Genomic DNA, 19,731 nt, shown 5'->3' on the forward strand with positions numbered 1-19,731 from the left:
CGATGGACTGCCGGGCTATCTGCCGGCGGGCGCATCTTGCTGGAGCGGCGCACGAAGCGCAAACAGCTCACTTCACAGTTCGTTTCATGTTGGCTCTGAGCAGGGCCAGCGCCGCCAACTCCATCCGGCGGGGCGACATCGAGGTGTGCGGCACCCTTTGCTCGACGATCCCGGCCTTCCAGGCATCGAATACTACTGGATTGATATATGACTTCCGGCACACCGCTGGCGTGTTGCCCAGGGCTTCGGCGACATTGCGCGCCGTGGCGGTAACGCACGCATTGAACGCACGCTGGCTCATTGGCTCACTGCGCGCCTGACACGACAGGAAAGCGATCGCCCGGACCGTGCCGCCCCAGGTGCGAAAGTCCTTGGCCGTGAAATCGGTGTCACCGCCCATGGCCTCGCGCAGATACTCATTCACCATGCCGGAGTCGACCGGCTGTCGCTGACCGTCATCGTCCACATATTGAAACAGCGCCTGCCCGGGCAACTGTTGAATGTGCTTGATGAGACGCGCCAGCCGGCGGTCGTCGAGGACCACCTCGTGCTGTCGCCCGCTCTTGCCCCGAAAGCTGAAGGAGGCACGGCCGTCCCGTAGGAAAGTCACATGTTTGTTTCGCAGCGTCGTCAGTCCGTAGGAGCGGTTGGTGCGCGCATACTCTTCGTTGCCGACGCGAATCAACGTTTCGTCCAGCAATGTAGCGATGACGGCAAGCACCTTGTTCTTGGGCAGGCCGGGCAGCGCCAGATCCTGTTTCAGGCGCCGGCGCAGCTTGGGCAGCTGCGTGCCGAACTCGATCATCTTGGAGAACTTGCCGTGGTCGCGCGTGCTGCGCCAGTCGGGGTGATAGCGATACTGCTTGCGGCGGCGAGCATCCCTGCCGGTCGCCTGCAAATGGCCGCGTTCCTTGGTGCAGATCCAGACCTCGGTGTATGCCGGTGGAATTGCCAGCTTGCGGATGCGATCGAGAACGCGCGTCGCGGTGATCCGTTTGCGATCGGGGCCCAGATAGCAGAAGCCGTTGCCGCGTTTGAGACGTGCGATGCCTGGCTCGGCATCGGACACATAGATCAAGCCATTGGCCCGTGCGTGCTGATGTGCCTGCACCACCGACTCGGGAAGCTCTGGCGGCAGGTCACGCATCGCCGGGAATTTCCGCTCGCGCTACGACGGGTTATCCGCGTGCGCTCGATGCAGCAAGCCCCAGCCGATGAGGGCCACTCCGATCAACAGCAACGCGTGGACCGCGAACAGGGCAATCTTGATGCCCAGCCAGAGCACGGCCCAGGCCACGATCAATCCAATGCCCAACCACACCAATGGCTTCATGACTGAAGGGCCTCTCAGCGCCTATCCTGACTGCCGTGGAAAACGCCCCATGGCTGCCAGGGTTCCGGCCGCCTTTGCCGAATGTGCCAGGCCCTGATTTCGCGCCTGTAGGCCTGATTTCGCGCCTGTAGGATTGAGCGCCGCGAGCGACGCCTTTACTTCTTCTTGGCAGGCGCCCGCCGCCCCGTTGCCGACTTGGCCGACTTGGACTTGGGCTGGGGCGACTCGCGACGGCGCAGACCTTCGATGAGCGCATCACTGCGCGACGAACGCACGATTTGATCGCCCTGGACATCGTCTCTAATTCCCGCCGCTGCCGCCGCCGGCTGTCGAATCAGATACGCACCTCTGGGCTTGAACGGCGCGGATTCTGACTTCGTTGAAGCTGAGGGCTCGACCGGATCGTATGCCTTGTACCACCAGCGCGCTGCTTGCCAGATCGCTTCCGGGCAGCTCGATGCGGAAGGCAATCCCGGGCTGAGATCGATACCCGCCAGACCGTGCGCGCGCTCCACCAATGTTGCCGATGGAATGCCATGACCGTGCAACAACGGATTGCCGCTGTTGCCGACCGCCCAGCAGTAGCCCAGCCATGCAACCACCTGCGCCAGCAGGTCGACGATGTTGCGCTCCTGCCCGATGCGGGCGACATGCTCCCTGATCGCTGCATGGTCCTTGGTGAACTGCAGGATGGCCATGTTTGGATACAGCGTCGGATCGCCATAGTGCGAGTCGGCGTCCAGCGGGACCGCTTCCAGGCCATTGCGTTCCACGCGCGCGCTGCTGTTGCTGATCGCGTCGACGCGAGCCGTCATCAGCAGCTTGCCGTCGATCAGCAAACCGCACGTGGACCAGAAGCTGGGCAACAAGTCCTGCCGCAACTCCGACTGCGCGACGCGCATCCGAAAATCGACGATGGAGGTGCCGCCCAGCAACAGCACGCCATCGCGATAACCGGTCGCCTCCAGCCAGGCAAAGTTCGCCATTTCTCCCGAGGGAGCGGCGTCGGCCGATGTTTCCGTCAGCAGCGGATTGCCGTTGGTGACATCCGAGCGGCGCAGTCCGGAAAGATTCATGGTGCGATCCCTAGAAGGTATTCCTTGCGAAAGAACGGCCGCGCGGCGTCGAGGTCGCTCAACCGCCAGTGCGAGACCATACAGAAGACTCGTTGCCCGCGCCGATAGACCTCCAGCAGCATCGTGCCCTCAGCCAAAGAGCGCAGGCTATCGTCGGTGTGCATGGATGCACCATTGAACGGATGCCGTGCCGGCACGCTCGCCTTTTTCGGTGCCGCTGTCCAACCCCCGAACGATGACAACAAATCCCCGCCGGCAACCAGAGCCAATGGCGAGCTGATCAGTTCAGTAACGCGTCTCTCCACGCTGCCCGTGGTGGCGCTGGCTGGAAACATCGACCATGCGACGCGACTGAAATGCAAATCTCCTGTCAGCAACGTGGTGCTGCGGGTTGCACGGCCGAGCAATTCCATCAAGGCTGCGTATTCATACTCGTAGTCAGCCAATCGATAGTCGCTGAAGCTGCCGCGGCGTCGCGAAGTCGTTTCGAACGCCGGCTGACCCGTCACCAGCACACCAAGCCCCTGCGGCTCCGTCGCCCAGGCACGCAGTTGCTTCCATTGATCATCCGAGAACAACCGCTCGCAGCACTCGGATCGATGTACTCGCGCATCCAGCACGAGAAAATCCAGCGGTGGCACACGGAACCGTCGCACGGTGCCCGTATCACCTTGGAATGCACTCGCAAGCTCGCGAGCCATGGCCGACCATGCTTCCCGTGTCTTTCGTTTGCGAGTGTCTCGCGCCAGTCCGCTCGGTTCCGGCGCGTTGTTCCACCACTCGTGGTCGTCCGTGCAAAACACGTTCGCACCCTTTGACAGGATGGTGCCGAGACCCTGTTCGTCGAACCACGTGCGCGCGTATGTGGCGGAATGCAGCCGCTCGAGCTCCGCAGCGCTGTGAGCTTTGATCGCGAACTCGTACCAAGGCGCATCCAGATAGACCTGGTCCCCCGCCCAGATGCGCACGTGTGGCCGGATTCCATTGCGATCCAGCTGCGAAAACAGCGATGACGCGAGTCGCGACCGCTTGTTGCCGGTGAAATAACAGGAGGACAGCAGCACACGAAGCGGCCGGGTCTCATCGCCCAGTTGCTCGGGCAGAGTCAAGAAACTCGCCTGCGCTGCTCGATCGCCGTTGAGGTTCGCGCTCGCCTGGTGCGGACGATCCGGCATCAGGCCGTCCTTGTCGATGAATTGATAGTGCAGCGGCATGGCGCCGACAGGCTGCCATCCCGCGGCCTTTGCCGATGGGAAGCGCTGCCAGGCAGCGGCCGGCACCGGCACGTCGATGCCGTTGACTCGCAACGAGACTGAGTCGAGCTGTGCCTGATCGAGTCCTCGTGCGCACAGCCAAAGTCGCGCGCTGCGCTGAGTGACCAGATGAGGCACCAGGTAGAGCATGGCGCGAGATTCTGCCGGCAGGGCGCGGCCAGCAGCAAGCAAGGCTCTTTACAGCCCTCTGTCGTTATATACAGTTTTGCGCCATCATAGCCGCGATGCGTATCGCCGCCAGCACCTCCCTCGATCAGCCACCGGCCGCCGCTTTTGGCGAAGGCCTGAATGCCGCTCAGCGTCGCGCCGCTCTGTATGGCACGCATTCGGCGGAGGGCTTTACTGCCGGCCCATTGCTGATCATCGCCGGCGCCGGCACGGGTAAGACCAACACGCTTGCACATCGAGTCGCGCATCTGCTTCTCCAAGGAGTACCGCCCGAGCGCATCCTTTTGCTGACGTTCACCCGCCGCGCGGCGCAGGAGATGCTCCGAAGGGCGGAACGGATTGCCACTCAGGCACTACGCGACCCTCCGAAGGCCGGCGCCATACATATCAAACCAGCTCGCCTGCTTTGGTCGGGCACCTATCATTCCATCGGCAACCGTTTGATCCGCGAATATGCGCACGTCGTCGGGCTGGAACCCTCCTTTTCCGTGCTGGATCGTGGTGATGCGGCCGATCTGCTGGATGTCGTGCGACAGGAGCTGGGGTTCTCCAAAAAGGAGAAGCGCTTTCCTCGCAAGGACACCTGTCTTGCAATCTACTCGCACAAGGTGAACAGCCGTGCGCCGCTGGCGCAGACGCTGCAAGACGTTTTTCCCTGGTGTGCCGAGTGGGCCGACGATCTCACACGGCTGTTCCGGCGCTACGTCGAGATCAAGCATTCACAACAGCTGCTGGACTACGACGACTTGCTTCTCTATTGGCATCTGCTCGTTCAGGAACCGCGGCTTGCTCAGGAAATCGGCGCACGCTTTTCGCACGTCCTGATCGATGAATATCAGGACACCAACACGCTGCAGGCCGAGATCGTGATGGCGCTGAAGCCGCACGGCGCGGGTGTCTGCGTGGTCGGCGACGATGCCCAGGCGATCTACTCGTTTCGTGCTGCCACGATCGAAAACATCCTGGGATTTCCCGCGCGCTTCTCGCCAGCCGCCGAGATCATCAAGCTCGAACACAACTATCGCTCGGTGCAACCGATTCTCGACGCCGCCAACGCCCTGATGGGTGACAGCCCGCGGCAATACCAGAAAGCGTTGCGCTCGGGGCGCGCCTCATCGCGGCGGCCTGTCTACGTATCGGTGCAAGACGACAAAGCTCAAGCGCTGTACGTCGTGGAGCAAATCCTGGCCGCACGCGAGCAAGGCGTGGCGCTGCGCCGGCAGGCGGTGTTGATGCGTAATTCCCATCACGGCGACGTGCTCGAACTGGAGCTGATCCGGCGCAATATCCCCTACACCAAGTATGGCGGCCTGAAGTTTCTCGAAGCGGCGCACGTCAAGGACGTGCTGGCGCTGCTGCGCTGGGCGGACAATCCCAAGCACCGCATCGCCGGGTTTCGCGTGCTGCAGTTGTTGAGTGGCGTCGGGCCTGCCGTCGCCGAGCGGTGTCTGAAGGTTTTCGAAGCCAGCGGGTATGCCTGGCCGACCCTGGCTGCCTACCGCATGCCTGCCGCCGCGGAGCAGGATTGGGCCGGCTTGGTCGAGCTGGTGAATGATCTTTCGCAGGCACGCGAGTGGCTCGGTCAGCTCGGTCGCCTGCGCAAATGGTATGAGCCGCAGCTCGAACGAATCTACGATGCCGCGCGCGTGCGCATGGGCGATATCGAGCAGCTCGAACGGCTCGCGGGCCAGTATGCATCGCGCGAGCAGTTCATTACGGAGTTGACGCTGGACCCGCCGCAGGTCAGCAGCGATCTGGCCGGCGATCCGGCACGCGACGAGGACTATCTCATCCTGTCCACCATTCACTCGGCCAAAGGCCAGGAATGGGACTCGGTGTATGTATTGAACGTGGCCGACGGCAACTTTCCCAACGAGCACGCCACCGGCCGGCCCGATCTGATCGAGGAAGAACGCCGGCTGCTGTACGTTGCGATGACCCGCGCCAGGCACGATCTGCACCTGGTCGCGCCGCTGAAGTACTACATCACACAGCAGAGCCGCACCGGCGATGCGCATGTTTACGGTGCGCGCAGCCGCTTCATGACCGACCAGCTCATGCAATGTTTCGAACAACGCGCCTGGCCGGCCACGCCGCTCGCAACGCCCGGCAAAGCTTCTGACACCAAAGTACGAATTGACGCAGCGGCGGCGCTGCGCGCAATGTGGGACTGACCCGCTTTTCATAACAACTCGCCTGGTCAACACTCATGACGAAGCGCACGACTCGCGCCAAGGCCGGCAGCGGCCGTAAGAAACCCAAACAGAGAACATTCGACGTTCGTCGCGACACCCTGGATTTCCGGGACAAGATGTATGTCCCCACCCTGGTCGAAGTGCCGACCAAGCGCGAGTTGCAGCGCTATCGCGAGCATGGCATTCCCATCCTCGATCAAGGCTATGAAGGTGCGTGCACGGGATATGGCCTCGCCACTGTCGTGAACTACCTGCTGACGACGCGGCAGGTGGTAAGCGATTGCAATCCGGTCAGCCCGCGCATGTTGTACGAGCTGGCCAAGCGCTATGACGAGTGGCCAGGCGAGAACTATTCAGGTTCGAGCGCGCGTGGCGCCATGAAGGGCTGGCACAAGCATGGCGTGTGCTCCGAAGAGTATTGGCCCTCAGTGCCCAGCAAGAGCAACAAGGGTCTGTTGCTGACGGGCTTGAACGATGCCCGCACCGCCGACGCCCTGCGCCGTCCACTCGGCGCCTACTTTCGAGTGAATCACAAGGACCTGGTGGCCATGCATGCGGCCATCGCCGAAGTCGGCGTCTTGTTCGCGACCTCCAATGTGCACGAAGGTTGGACACAACCCGGCGATGACGGCTTGATCGAGTATTCGGACAAGCTGCTCGGCGCGCACGCTTTCGCCATCGTCGGCTATGACGAGCGCGGCCTGTGGATCCAGAACTCGTGGGGCGAGGAGTGGGGCTACGAAGGGTTCGCCTGCATCAGCTACGACGACTGGCTGCAGAATGGCACCGATGTGTGGGTGGCGCGCCTTGGCGTACCGATCGAGCTCAGAAAGAGTGGCTCGACTGCGGTCGCGCACTCGGCATCGGCTGGCCAATCGACAGCGTATTCGTATCCGGATCTGCGGCCGCACATCATCAGTCTCGGCAACAATGGCGAGTTCAGGGCCGGCGGCAACTACGGCACATCCGCCGACGAAGTCGAGCACTTGTTCAGAAACGAGCTTCCCAAGGCCATCGAGACAGGTGGCTACAAGCACATCCTGCTGTACGCGCATGGCGGATTGGTGAGCGAGAACGCTGCCGTGCAACGGCTTGCCGACTACCGCGCCCCCATGCTCGCGGCGGGCATCTACCCGTTCACCTTCATCTGGCATAGCGACTATTGGACCACGGTCAAAAACATCTTGAACGACGCTTTCCAGCGTCGCCGGCCGGAAGGTGCGCTCGATTCAGCCAAGGATTTCATGCTGGACCGGCTCGACGATGCGTTGGAGCCGCTGGCGCGACTGCTTTCCGGCAAGGCCGCATGGGACGAGATGAAGGAGAACGCGCTGCGGGCAACTCAGCGCGAACAGGGCGGTGCACGGGCCGTTGTCGGCCATCTGCAATGGCTGCTGAAGAATCTGCCGAAGTCGCAAGTGCCAAAGATTCACATCGTCGGCCACAGCGCCGGCAGCATCTTCCATGCGCCGTTGATTACCGCGCTCAACGAGGCTGGCATCGATGTGGAAACGTGCACGCTGTGGGCACCGGCTTGCACGATCGACTTGTTCAAGCAGCACTATCTGCCGGCCATCAAGAAGAAGCGCGTCAAACGCTTCGCTCTGTTCACCCTTTCCGACAAAGCGGAACAGGACGACCATTGCGCCAACGTCTATCACAAGTCGCTGCTGTATCTGGTCTCGAACTCGTTTGAAGACAAGCCGCGCATTCCACTGTTCCGCGACGGCGTGCCCATCCTCGGCATGGAGAAGTTCCTGCGCAAGGACGCCGAGCTGACGGCGTTGTTCAAGAGTGGCAACGCCGACCTCGTGATTTCGCCAAACAACAAGCCGGTGAACGCCATCGATGCGTCGACCGCCTTGCATCATGGCGCCTTCGATGACGACGGCGCGACCGTCAAAGCGACGCTGCGCCGTATTCTCGGCGATGGTGTGCCCAAGAGCGGCTCGATCAGCTTCCAACGCTCCGCTTCTTCGCTGCGCGAGAGCCGGGTGCGAGCCGACAAGGCGGCGGGGTTCTGACGAGTCTTTGCGCTGGCACCGCACCTGCTTTGACTGCATTGAGCCGGGCTGCACTGGGGTTTGATTGGGCCCGTGCAGCGCCGCTCGAAGGGCAGCCGCAGCGAGAATTGAATGGGCAAGCGTTCGCAGGCGGTACTTTGCACTCGCGGCAGCTTGATCGTCGGCCGCTCACTCGGATCGGCTGGCGCTGAATCGACAGTCAAATAGGTGCCTGTCGTCAATCGAGTCGCCGCAATCTTGCCGGCGGCAAGCTCCAATACACGAGCCGTGCCACGCGGTGCGACTACCAATCGCCATGGCGGCACTCGCTCCGCCAGCCCGAGCACGCGCATTTGTCTGCTGAGGAATACGACGTCGATGCTGAAACGCATGCCGAGCGTGTGAATGCTGCCGCCTGGCACTAGCAACAAGCCTCCCTGCTCGGAAATGCTTTCCTGGCGCAGCAAGCCTATGCAGCGCGAGCGAAACGAACAGGCCAGTTGCACCTGAGGAGCAACGCAACGACCATCCACAGTACGCAATTCCAGGGTCTTCATGGTGCCTCCTTGCACTCGCAGTCCCTACCTGTATTGACGAGCTAGAACAGGCCGAACACGCCGGCCTGTAGCAGTTGAATGACGATCGGAAAGCCGATGATGATGAAAGTGGTCGGGAATAACAGCGCGATCAACGGCAACAGCATTTTCACGGGTGCTTGATTCGCCAGCTTTTCGGCGCGCAGGAAGCGCTCTTGCCGTCGCTGCCGTGCTTGATCCGTCAGGACTTCACCCAGCGATCCGCCGGTCTGTTCGGCCTGCGCCACGGCAGCGACGAAGTTGATCACTGCAGGCAGCATGACTCTGGCCGCCAGTCGATCCATCGCGATCCGGCGAGTCAGCCCTGCCCTCGATTCACGCAAGAAACGGGAGAACTCTTGTTTCACCGGCCCAACGGCCAACGAGCTCACTGCTTGTTCCAGCGCGGCGGTGAAGTTCAAGCCGGCCTTCATTGCCAGCACGAGGACATCCAGGAAGAACGGAAACTCCTTGGCGAAACGCGACTGACGGCGCTTCGTGACTTCGCGCAGCCGAAGATCGGGATAGAGATAGGCCAGTGGCGTGATCGCGGCCGCTACTGCGATGTGAAGCGAATCCTCAAGGTTGAACAGCATGATGGCGGCGATGGAGACGAGCGCGCCCAGCACCGCAACGACCCGGCGGATGACGATGAGCTCTGCCGGGTTGATCAGGTACGCGGCTCCGGCAGCATCCAGCTGGGCCTGCAATACTTCGCGCCGCTGTGAGGTCAGTGATGCATCGACTGCCGAGCTATACCAGCGCATCGCCGGCCGCAGCGCTCGAAGGAACCAGGGCAAGTCGTCCCGCCACTGTTCGTCGCGACTCGGCAGCGGAAGCGTCGTCGTCCGCAATGCCAGAGGTAGCAGCACGATCAGAGAGCAACTCACGCTGGCCAGCAACATGGCGACGTACATGCGGGTGTCCTCACACATCGATGTGGATGATCTTGCGAATCATCCAGGCCGCCACCGCCATCATGGCCGCAACGATAGTTAGCACGACCCACCCATACCATTGCGTGAACAGCAGGCTCATGCGTTCCGGCTGCTGTGCGTACAACACCAACCCGATGAAGATGGGCAGGAGGCCGACCACCCAGCCTTGCGCGCGACCCATCGATGTCAGCGCATCAATTTTGCCTTCGACATGAGCTTTTTCCTGCAGCGTCCGCGCCAGAGATTCGAGTGTGTCCGCCAGATTGCCGCCGACGCGGCGCGAAACATTCATCGCGGTGTTCATGAGGTCGAGCTCGGGAGCACCGACGCGGCGGCGAAGATCGTCCAGCGACTCCGCGAGAGGTCGTCCGACTCGCTGTTCGGCAAGCACGATGCTGAATTCCTGGCTCAATGGCGCGGGCTGACGCGAGGCCATCAGTTCCAGTCCTCGCATCAGGTTGCAGCCGGCGCGTAAGGCGGAAGCCAGGGCCAGCAAGGCATCGGGAAGTTGATAGACGAACTGCATTCGTCGGCGAGCCGCCAGTCGCTTCGCCAACAACCAAGGACCGGCGAGACTTGCGATGGTTGCGGTGACGAACGCGACCGGGCCGGCCAGTGCAAGAGCCAGAGAGCCTGCGATGACGGTAAGTGCGCTGCTCATCAAGAACAACGAACGCGGGTTCGTCAGCAGAAAGTTCTGTTTTAGGCTGGTCCCGATTTCCGCGATGAACGATCGCCGATAACTACTCACCACTTTCATGATGAACATGGCCAGCAGTGTGGCGGCGAGGGTAGCGCAGATGAGGGGTGCGAGCAGCGTATCTCTCATTGTGTTTACACCTCAGCCGTTGTCGGGCGCGTCGGTGAAGATGCTTCGATCCAGGCGAATGCCCGCTTCGTCCAGGACTTCATAAAAGGCTGGCGGCTGACCACAGGCCTGAAAGCGGCCGTCGACGGTGCCTTGCACACCGATGCCCTTCTGTCGAAAGTTGAACAATGGCTGCGTGAGAATCACATCGCCTTCCAGGCCCTCGACGGCGACGATGGCGGTCACTCGCCGACGACCGTCGCTGAATCTGGAGAGCTGCACGATGATGTCGATGGCCGATGCGATCTGTTCACGGATGGCTCGCACAGGCAGCTCCATGCCGGCCATCAGTACCATCACCTCCACGCGTGACAACAAGTCTCGCGGTGAGTTGGCGTGACCTGTTGTGAGGGAGCCGTCGTGCCCGGTGTTCATGGCCTGAAGCATGTCGAGCGCCTCACCGCCGCGGCATTCGCCAACGATGATGCGGTCTGGCCGCATCCGAAGTGCATTGCGCACGAGATCGCGAATGGTGACTTCGCCACGACCTTCGACATTCGGTGGCCGCGCTTCCAGCGAGAGCACGTGTGGCTGCGCGAGTCGCAGTTCTGCGGCATCTTCGATCGTTACGATGCGTTCGGTGCTGGCGATAAATTCGGATAGCGCATTGAGGAATGTGGTCTTGCCGGTACCCGTGCCACCGGACACGATGATGTTCTTGCGATACTGCACGCAGATTTTGAGGAACTCGGCCATCGCCGCGGTCAGCGCACCGACGTCGACGAGGCGTGCCATCGAATAACGCTGACCTGCGAAGCGTCGAATGGTGAGAATCGGCCCGATCAGCGAGAGAGGCGGAATAATGGCGTTCACGCGCGAGCCGTCTGGCAACCGGCCATCGACCATCGGCACTCCTTCATCGATGCGGCGACCGAGGGGCGCGACGATGCGTTCGATCACGCGCATCAGCGAGTCGGCGCTGATGAAACGCGCGTGGACGGGTGCGAGCAGGCCGTTGCGCTCAACATAGATCTGACTCGGGCCATTCACCATGACTTCGCTGATGCTGTCGTCGTGCAGATAAGGCTCGATGGGCCCGTAGCCCATGATCTCGGCGGTCATCTCCTGCACGAACGTGGGCAGATCGATGCTTTCCGGCAGTCGCACGGCACCGGACGCGAGGATGGTCTCGATCGCCTGCTTGGCTTCGGCGCGCAGATCCGCCGTCGCCAGATCGTTCAATGCCGTGCGGCGAAACAGGTCGAGCTCGCGCAGGACCAGGGGCTGCAGTTGTTCCTTGAGTGCCGCTGACAGCTCGGCGTACGGGGTGCTCATCGTGCGTTCCTTCGCTCGTGGGCCTGCTCAATCGAGATAGCGCAAATGGGTCCATGAGCGACGGATGTGCTCGGACAGATGCGGCAGCCTGTCTCTCAAGGTGACGACTTGCATCACCACGGCGGGCTTGCCTTCGCGATGACCGCAGAACAGGTGCACGTCGATGGGCAGCCCGTCCGACTCGGCCTGGAAAGTCGCCTCATAGCCGGTCAGCTCGCCGTATTGACGCTGTCTGAGGTGTCTCGGCGGTTGGACGCCGTAGTTGATCGCCATCTGATGCAAGACTCCGCGCGTGGCGGCTTCCATCTGTTCTTGACGGAATCTGAGATGTGCCAGAGTGGTCCAGCTCATGTGCGCTGGCGGGTACGTCAGTGCCGGCGGTTCCGCCACGAACATGGCGGCACGTCCGTTTGTTTCTAAACGGGTTTCCCAAGCCGGGTCTTGCTCGGTCCAGATTTCCAGGTTCAGTGCGGGCAGGCGGTGGATGATCATGGGTCGACCGGTTCGTTGATTGGCGGTAGCGTTGGTTGATGCGATCGCGCATAGGCTGGCGATCAGGAGAGCGGCGTGTTTCATGGCGAGAGTCCATTCGGCTGTGCTGCTATCAGGCCGATGAGGAAAGTCGTGATGGAGGCGCTCAGGCCACTCCAATGATTCGTTCGCCTGAATGCTTCACGCCAGTTCAGTCGAGCCACGGTCAGGCACAGCAGTAGCCAGACGAGGGCATACGACAGAACCAGGCGACCTAAGAGATTGCCGAGGAGGTAGGCGCTCATTTGCTTGGCCTCGTCGTTCGGCTGGAGTGATGTCGTGCCTTCGCGGCGCAGCGCTGTGGTTTGATCTCGCGGGGAGAGTTGGATGCCATGCGCCTCGACTTCATGTCGTGGCTTGGCTTGGGTGACGTACGCCACAGCGGAGTGCGGGCATACGGTGTGCGTTGGATGTGATGCTGTTTCACTGGCCTTCCTTGCCTGTGTGGTTGGTGGTCCGATCCTCGATGGGGCGCTGTTGGTTAGCGTTGCATCCTCGTCAGCGCTTCTTCGAGGGGTGTGTAGATCACTCGTAGCTGATGCTCAGTGATGTTGGTGTAGTCGGCGAGCAGTTGACGTACCTGGTGTGCAGGTTCTTCGAGGCCGATGTGCCATTCGATCGGCACTCCGCCCGCTTTCGCTGCCGCCCGCACTTGCCGCTTCGCCTCATTCAACACCGGCCCATCCCAACCTCGGAGGCCCCACTCCTTGGGGTGTCTCTTCAGGCGGCGGAAAAGTTTTGCGTAGAGCAGCACTTTGCGGCTGGCGTCGTAGCCGTCGAAGTTTATGCAATGGACCATGTACTTGCGATCGGGCGGCGCGCCGCTGATGAATTGCTCGTAGAGCATTTCTTCCTGGTCGGGTGGCCAGCCTTCGATGGCATACGTCGCGTCGTTCACCAGCCCGAATTCGTCCAGCACGTCCCGCACGCGGAGGCCAGCGGCAATGTCGGCTGGATTGTTGACGTCGGGTATGTGAGGAGTTGTTTGTATGAGGATGCCGTTGGCGAAGGGCTCGTGGTGGATGTCGGGAGGGAGGCAGCGGGCGAGGGACGGGAAGGGGAGGTAGTAGAGCCATTGGCCGGCGTAGGAGGCGCGATTAGAGCCTCGTATGCGTTGCTGATAGTCTGCGACCGATACGCCGCCAAAGCTGCTAGGCCAGTTGGTGAGCAGATAACTTAACAGCTCCTTGAAACTGCAGCTATCAAGGCTATCTATGCATGACGCCGCCTCTGTGACCTCCAAAACTGCTGTCGAGTCTGGCTCAGGGCTCGCGGAACTCCCTTGTAGCATCAGGCGAGCGCCGCCTCTCTCGATTGGCATCATCGAGCCATCAGGGTCAAGCAATCCATAGGTCACAGAGAAGCCGATTTTAGATAGTGTGCTTGGACCGAGTCCTCCTTGCTCCGTAAGGTGCAGATAGTCCGCGGGGTGCAGGTCGTCATACACGAGCGCAGCAATATCATCCGCTAGCCCTGTCAGGTCCGGCGATATTGCGCGCGTTGTCCTGGAACTAACGCCTAGCAAATGTCTGAACTCTGGATGGCTACGCTGAAGCCCGGCAAGCAATACTTGCGTTTGCTCCTGATATTCCTTCAGCAACGTAGGGCGGCGGTGCAAAGCCAATGCCCAGATCACGATCGTGTTTACGGTACGGCTCATTTGAACATCCTATCCTTGAATGTCGGACGGCGGCGTGTAAATCACTGTTATTCGTTGCCGAGCGCTCCCGTTGTGTAGATTTGCATCGAGTATTGCGCCGATGCGCAGAGCCATCTCTTCGTCTACAACACGCCATTCGATCATTGTGCCAGTGGCTCGTGTCGCATCTAGTTGCCGGCGGGCCTCGGCAATAAGAGTGGCTGCCAACCTCTGCTTTAGCGGCTCCGACCGGCACTTGTCACCCAGCGGACATTCCTGTGTCCAATGCTTCGCATCAAGTAGTACGTCGCGTTGGGCGTCGTAGCCGTCGAAGTTCACGCCATTGACATTGTACTCGACGCCGCGAGGCGCACCGGTGATGCGTTCTTGATAGCGATAGGCGTCGTTATCAGGCCGGCCGATGGTCGACCAAATGCCCGGGCCGCCATCGCTAGCGCCGACGGCGAAGTTGCTCGGGCTGCGCGGAACATAGTAAGGAACGCGAACGGTGCAAGTCGCGTTGTGCGCCCATACACGTTCATCGCCGACGAAATAACTGGAGTCATCGGCAACCGTGACATTGAAAACCTGTAGCGCCGTATCGACGCGCCGGTTATCGAGCACCAACGTGTCGCCGCCGGCAGTGGCGATCGGGGCGCCGACTTCGATGTCACGAACCGCGGTCCAGCCGCGACCCTGCACCCAGAACGGGTGCTCCTCCGTAACGACAAGCCGCGACGCTTCAGTCCTAACAACGTGATGTGCCGACGCGTGCCGCTCGAAAGCGTGAGTAACTTGTCGGGAGCGATCGAGATAGGTGCGATCGCTACGCGCATCCACCCACTCGCCCGGCTCGAGCGACTGAATGGGTACGCCACGCTCGCCAGACCACACCAACGTGTCGGCGGCGAAACTCGCGCAGCCAAGCTCACGCTTGGTTGCATCAGCAGCAGCACGAAGACCCGCACGACCAAAGCGCGCGAGCTTGGTCGCGAGCTTGAGCATGAATGCCGGGCTGACATAGCTGCCCAGCACGCGACCGCGATCGAACGCGCTGCATTCGACGAGCTGGCTGAGGTCATGGCCCAAAGCGGCGCCGATGGTCCGCGCCGTGCCGGCGGGGTCTTCCATGAACGCCATCGCCAACTCGTAGATGCCCCGAGCCGTCTCGATCGGATCCGTGATGGCGGCAATCAGATCGCCGATCTGATCTCGCAGTCCCTCCCAGAAGCCGCGAACGAACTCATACGCGTCGGCCGCGAGACCGCGCAGTTCGTCCCAGACGCGTCCGAGGGTGCTTCGATCTTCCGCAGCAGGTTGCGGGTCAGCAGCTTCGACAGAACAGAGCGGTGGGTTGTTGGAAGAATCGGCTTCCCCGCCGCTGCCATCTTCAGCATCGTCGGCCGACTCGTCGCCGGACGCATCCGCGGGCGATGCTTCACCCGAACCGAAGCCAAAGAATCCTTCGCCGAGATGACTGCCCTCGTCGCTCGCTGATCCGGTCGAGCTTGTGGTATCGCCCGCAGCAGCTTCGTCAGCGTTGTGGCTTGTGCCGCTGCCAGGCGACCCCGCGCCCGCCATGTACCGCTCAACTTCCGGCAGGTCGGCGCGAGAGACCAGAAGCTCGCTGAAGTGCAGCGGGCTCTGCATGCGCACGGTCGCCGTGGCCGTGATTGGCAACCGGCTTCGGCGCAGCAGTTGCTGGTGAAACGCATCGCTCTCGCGCGGCGATGACAACAGACGTGCGAGAACACCGCCTACCAGCGGGACCTTTAGCTCATATCCATACGTGACCTCGACGCGCAGGAGATTCGCGTCTTGAATGTTGAGTCCGCCGGTGGGTCCTGGCTGCGTATTCCGAGCGTGCAGACGATCGTTCGGCAGCTCGCGAACACCATCGACATCGACGGCGAAATCTTCGAATGCCTCACGCGTCGGATTGAGGATGCGAATGCGCGCGTCGGTCAGCAGCTCGGCTTCGATGCTTGCGACAGCTCCGGCGACGCCTTCCAGAGAAGCATCCGGAGAAACAAGCGGCGCCAACCCGCGCGCAAGGCCGCGTCGAATAGCGTTGGGCGCTGCATTGGAAACAGAGCCGGCACGGGCAGCTTGCAGTGCTGCGTGATTCAGCGTGGCCTTCGCCTGATAGACAAAGGCGAACTGAACCGCCGCCAGGATCACTACGATCAGCAGCGGCAGCGCAATCGTCGCTTCGACGATTGCGGCTCCCGACTGCCGCCGTGTGCGGCTTTTTGCTCCAGTCACATCCATGTGACGCTCGCTTCCTTGCTATCTCCAGGGTCAGTCGTTGCGCCGCGGCTTCAACGTCTCTTTCGCTTCACGCTCGAGCCGGTCTAAGCGCTGAACACCTTCGCGAACCGCGCTCGAATCAGCGTCGATGATCTGTGGTGTAACCAGCACCACGAGCTCGGTCTCGCCACGGCGAAACTGCCGTGACTTGAACAGCTCGCCGAGGATCGGCAACGAACCCAATCCAGGGACTTTCGAGACCGTCTTGGCATCGTCGGCACTGAACAAACCCGCCACCACCATCGGTTCGCCCGACTGCACATTCATCTCGGTGTTGGTCTTGCGAGTGGCGAAGCCGGGAATGCCCAGCACCGTGTTGGCCTTGTCGACGCTGCTGACCTCCACGCCAACCTTGGTGCGAATCAACCCCTCGGCATTCGCCTGCGGCTCGACGTTCAGCAGGATGCCGAACTGCTTGAACACCACATTGAGTGCGCCATCCTGGTTCTGGACGGGAATCGGCACCTCGCCACCCACGACGAAATCCGCCTGCCCGCCGTTTATACAAGTCAGCGTCGGCTCGGCGAGCAAGCGCGCATCGCCGCGATTCATCAGCAGATGAATCATCGAGTCCACGGTCGTGGTCAGCGCCACGCCGTCGTCCGTACTGAGTACCGGTCCGGCGGCAATATCGGCCCAATCAACACCGATCTCGCGCAGCGCGGACTTGCGAACTTCGATGAGCTTTGCCTTGATGAGAATGGTGGACTCGGCCTGCAACGACGCTGCAGGTGTCGCGATCGGATCGACGATGCCAAGCACCTGCACCAGATACGCAGTGCTTGACCCATCGCGAGACCAGATGCGCAGGTCGGTCGTGCCCGCCTTGCGCCCGAGCACCAGGATCTCCTGCGTGTCGTCGAGCACTTTGATATCGATGGTGGCGCCATCGCCGGCCGACACTCGCCGCACGCTGGGCGCGCGGATCAGCAGACTCTGCCCTTCGGGCACCGAGAGTACGGCAACCGGCGCTTGGCCCAGCGCTTCGGTGGTCGAAGTATTGAGCAGCAGCGCGGCGACCAGCCATGCTCCCACAGACATGAAGGCGCTCATGGCTCAAACTCCACCGAGAATTACTTGGACGCGAGGCCGCGGCGAGCCAGGTTGCGCATCGCCTCTCAGCAAGCTGCTCTTGGTGACGCGAGCGATGCGAGCGTCGCTATGATCATTGCGCTGACGAAGCGCCACTGAGATTCTGCCGGCCTCCTGGGCAAGAGTGATCTTTGCGGCGTCGCCGGGTGTGACAGCCACCGTGATGGTGCGAAAGGGGCCGGTCTGCAGCCTGTCGGGCAATGCATTCTCGTTCGTCTGCGTTCGCGCGCCTGTCGCGATCACTGGCACAGCGAACAACAATGGGATGGTGACGCTGTCATTCGCTGCAGCCGTCGTGAATAGCAGGTCGATGCGGTCGCCGGGCGCAAGCATGCCTGCAATTGAAGCCTCTTCATCGACAGGAAAGGTCAGCGCACGCGTGCCGTCCGGTAGTTGCGCGGAGAATCCTGCTCCGAGACCTTGAGCGAGATGAGCATTGAGGATCGCTTCGCCGCTGCGTACGCCACGCGACAGGACTCGCCCTGCTATAGCACTCCACTGTTCCGAGCGAACGGCATCGGTATGCAGGAAAGTCCTCGGGACCTCGCGAACTGCAACTGTCTGGCTGGAGAGGATCGCGCCCGGCGCCAGGTCGGTTTTGGCGACCACGACATTCACCAATTGATACTGACTGTGAAGCTGCTCGCGCTCGGCGCGCATCTGGCGACTGATGTAGCCCTTGGCGAAATACGCAGCGCCACCACCGGCGGCAAGTGCGCCGCCGATCATGAGTGCCGTGATCCATATGCCTTTCATTGCTCGTTCCTCGAGCGAAGCTGTAACTAAAAGGGAATCATCAATGCCCAGGAGAACTCGTCGTGATGCTCGGCAAGATGCTCCAGCACCAGTTGCGAGCTCCGCCACAACACCACCAGGCCAGTGAGAATCGCGAGATACTCGGTAGTGCTCCAGCCCTGTTGTCCCGCACGTTTCATGACTTCTTCCACGTAACAACGATGGCTGTGCTCGCCGGGCGTGCCATATCGGGAATGATGACCAGCAATGCGTGCTCGGCCTCGCGCTGCGCTTCCAGTACAAAACCTCGATGCGTCTCGTGTGTCGGTCGCGTGGAGATCAGCGTCCAACCGTCACGGGTCAGGAGCTGTGAGAATGCCTGAGCTTCGACGAAGGGCGTCCGACCGCTCGACAGGCTGATGTGCTCCGATTGCATGCCGGCATCGTCGTACTGTTGCAAGTTGACGATGCGCGCCGTCGATGGTCGCGGAAAGTCGGTACGAACATGGAGCGCAGCGGGATCGAGCGCCGGACTGACGAGAATCGTTCCCTCGCTTCCGCCGATCGTGGCTCGTGCATGAACCGTGATGAAGTGAGCGTGCGATCTGAACATCAGCACTTGCCACGGAGACTTCATCATCCGCCGCGTCTCGTGACTGCTCGACGTTTTCAGCTGCGACTCGTAGTAGGCCAGCACTCCCGCGGGCGACAGGCGAGAGTTGAAGGCTTTGAGCGTCATTGGCAATCCATTCATTCGCATGTTTCGCGCAATCCACTGCGTCGATCCTTGCGGTGGAGCATTGAGGTCGGGAAGTGAGCGTGGCGTCGGCATGCGCTCGCTCGACGCGGGCAAAGACCAGAGCGCAAGCGCCGTCACTAGCAAACGAAATGAACGGGTGATCATGGCTCACCCACCTCTCGGTCGGTCACGTAGGCTGCGGGCAGGGCATTGGAGCGCGGCCGAAGTTGAACCTCCGATGCATATTGACCTTCGCCGTACAGCGGACCACCTTTGCCGAGCGACTGCAGCGCTATGGGCCGGCCCGGGAGCTCGAGGGTTTCGATGAGCTCGTTGGCAGTAATTCGATCGACTCTGCGACCGAAATCGTCCTCATCGCGCGGCGACCAGGTGTCACTGAGAATCGCGCCATCGGCGCGCTGCAATAGAGGCGGCGCGCTTACCCCGTGAAGCAGCGGCTGAATGTTTGTTTCCACGCTGACGCGGGTGTAAGCGCGGCGAGTCAGGCCAAGATGGTCCATTTGTAATGCGGTGGCTGCGACGCCGACCGGTCCGGAGCCGTAAGCCAGCCCCGGCATCAAGACGTGGCCTGCTTCGACGGGCGACGCGCCTTCGCTGAGTTGGGATGAGATGGCGCTGCTCGCCGATGCCGCTAACAGTGAACGTCCGCGATGTGTCCAGAACGAATTGCGCGATACCCCTGTGGAGTGCAGCACGTCCACAGGCAAGACGCCTGTGGCCGGATCGCCAAAGGAGCGATCCAGCGTTTCGGTCGCGATATCGGCTTCTGATTTGGCGTTGGCGCCGCTGCCGCTCCACACCGTGCGCTCCCACACTGAATACCGAAGCGCATCCAGAGTCTTGTGCTTCAGATCCAACTGCTTTCCCAACAGCACGACGCCACCGAGGAATGGCAGCAGCGCCACCAGAGCCACCATCGTCTCGACCAGCGCATTACCGCGAATGTTTCTGATCAGCAC

General features: G+C 61.5%; 18 protein-coding genes and 1 pseudogene. 2 read left to right on the plus strand and 17 right to left on the minus strand.

Annotated elements, in window-relative coordinates; genetic code table 11:
- Window positions 1-67 precede the first annotated feature (67 nt).
- The 4 genes from VGE08_RS20230 to VGE08_RS20245 form a co-directional block, all read right to left on the minus strand.
- Entirely contained in the window at window positions 68-1,147 is a 1,080-nt protein-coding gene (locus VGE08_RS20230; RefSeq protein ID WP_331069732.1) for a hypothetical protein, read from the minus strand.
- Between the two features lie 21 nt (window positions 1,148-1,168).
- Window positions 1,169-1,333: a hypothetical protein gene (locus tag VGE08_RS20235; RefSeq protein WP_331069733.1), complete on the minus strand. Its 165-nt coding sequence runs from the start codon at window positions 1,331-1,333 to the stop codon at window positions 1,169-1,171.
- A 155-nt stretch (window positions 1,334-1,488) separates the two neighbouring features.
- Window positions 1,489-2,409, minus strand: a complete 921-nt coding sequence (locus VGE08_RS20240) for a hypothetical protein (RefSeq protein WP_331069734.1) — start codon at window positions 2,407-2,409, stop codon at window positions 1,489-1,491.
- Window positions 2,406-3,812 (minus strand): hypothetical protein, encoded by a 1,407-nt coding sequence (locus tag VGE08_RS20245; protein ID WP_331069735.1) that lies wholly within the window; start codon window positions 3,810-3,812, stop codon window positions 2,406-2,408. Before VGE08_RS20245 ends, VGE08_RS20240 begins: the two co-directional genes overlap by 4 nt.
- 95 nt (window positions 3,813-3,907) lie before the next feature.
- Here VGE08_RS20245 and VGE08_RS20250 point away from each other — a divergent pair, with 95 nt between their 5' ends.
- Both VGE08_RS20250 and VGE08_RS20255 read left to right on the plus strand, forming a co-directional pair.
- Window positions 3,908-6,025 (plus strand): ATP-dependent helicase, encoded by a 2,118-nt coding sequence (locus VGE08_RS20250; protein WP_331069736.1) that lies wholly within the window; start codon window positions 3,908-3,910, stop codon window positions 6,023-6,025.
- A 35-nt stretch (window positions 6,026-6,060) separates the two neighbouring features.
- A complete protein-coding gene (locus VGE08_RS20255; RefSeq protein ID WP_331069737.1) occupies window positions 6,061-8,070 on the plus strand; it encodes a C1 family peptidase in 2,010 nt (669 codons plus the stop codon).
- A 209-nt stretch (window positions 8,071-8,279) separates the two neighbouring features.
- Here VGE08_RS20255 and VGE08_RS26620 read toward each other — a convergent pair.
- The 13 genes and pseudogenes from VGE08_RS26620 to VGE08_RS20315 all read right to left on the minus strand — a co-directional run.
- Window positions 8,280-8,606 (minus strand): annotated as a pseudogene (locus tag VGE08_RS26620) (DUF192 domain-containing protein); the annotation flags it as partial.
- Between the two features lie 41 nt (window positions 8,607-8,647).
- Window positions 8,648-9,541 (minus strand): type II secretion system F family protein, encoded by an 894-nt coding sequence (locus VGE08_RS20260; RefSeq protein WP_331069738.1) that lies wholly within the window; start codon window positions 9,539-9,541, stop codon window positions 8,648-8,650.
- Between the two features lie 10 nt (window positions 9,542-9,551).
- Window positions 9,552-10,391, minus strand: a complete 840-nt coding sequence (locus tag VGE08_RS20265; RefSeq protein WP_331069739.1) for a type II secretion system F family protein — start codon at window positions 10,389-10,391, stop codon at window positions 9,552-9,554.
- Window positions 10,392-10,403: 12 nt separating this feature from the next.
- Complete coding sequence (locus tag VGE08_RS20270) at window positions 10,404-11,705, minus strand: CpaF family protein (RefSeq protein WP_331069740.1); 1,302 nt, start codon at window positions 11,703-11,705, stop codon at window positions 10,404-10,406.
- A 27-nt stretch (window positions 11,706-11,732) separates the two neighbouring features.
- Entirely contained in the window at window positions 11,733-12,197 is a 465-nt protein-coding gene (locus VGE08_RS20275) for a hypothetical protein (RefSeq protein ID WP_331069741.1), read from the minus strand.
- 80 nt (window positions 12,198-12,277) lie between these two features.
- Window positions 12,278-12,481, minus strand: a complete 204-nt coding sequence (locus VGE08_RS20280; RefSeq protein WP_331069742.1) for a hypothetical protein — start codon at window positions 12,479-12,481, stop codon at window positions 12,278-12,280.
- A 236-nt stretch (window positions 12,482-12,717) separates the two neighbouring features.
- Window positions 12,718-13,896, minus strand: coding sequence for a hypothetical protein (locus VGE08_RS20285; protein WP_331069743.1), 1,179 nt, complete (start codon window positions 13,894-13,896; stop codon window positions 12,718-12,720).
- A gap of 9 nt (window positions 13,897-13,905) precedes the next feature.
- A complete protein-coding gene (locus tag VGE08_RS20290) occupies window positions 13,906-16,146 on the minus strand; it encodes a Tox-REase-5 domain-containing protein (protein WP_331069744.1) in 2,241 nt (746 codons plus the stop codon).
- 30 nt (window positions 16,147-16,176) lie between these two features.
- Complete coding sequence (locus tag VGE08_RS20295) at window positions 16,177-17,238, minus strand: type II and III secretion system protein family protein (RefSeq protein ID WP_331069745.1); 1,062 nt, start codon at window positions 17,236-17,238, stop codon at window positions 16,177-16,179.
- 3 nt (window positions 17,239-17,241) lie between these two features.
- Window positions 17,242-18,033, minus strand: coding sequence for a Flp pilus assembly protein CpaB (cpaB, locus tag VGE08_RS20300; protein ID WP_331069746.1), 792 nt, complete (start codon window positions 18,031-18,033; stop codon window positions 17,242-17,244).
- A 26-nt stretch (window positions 18,034-18,059) separates the two neighbouring features.
- Window positions 18,060-18,212, minus strand: a complete 153-nt coding sequence (locus tag VGE08_RS20305) for a hypothetical protein (RefSeq protein WP_331069747.1) — start codon at window positions 18,210-18,212, stop codon at window positions 18,060-18,062.
- Window positions 18,209-18,916: a hypothetical protein gene (locus VGE08_RS20310; protein WP_331069748.1), complete on the minus strand. Its 708-nt coding sequence runs from the start codon at window positions 18,914-18,916 to the stop codon at window positions 18,209-18,211. Before VGE08_RS20310 ends, VGE08_RS20305 begins: the two co-directional genes overlap by 4 nt.
- Window positions 18,913-19,731, minus strand: coding sequence for a hypothetical protein (locus VGE08_RS20315; protein ID WP_331069749.1), 819 nt, complete (start codon window positions 19,729-19,731; stop codon window positions 18,913-18,915). Before VGE08_RS20315 ends, VGE08_RS20310 begins: the two co-directional genes overlap by 4 nt.

Origin of the sequence: Steroidobacter sp., assembly GCF_036406195.1 — a bacterium.
Lineage (GTDB): Bacteria > Pseudomonadota > Gammaproteobacteria > Steroidobacterales > Steroidobacteraceae > Steroidobacter.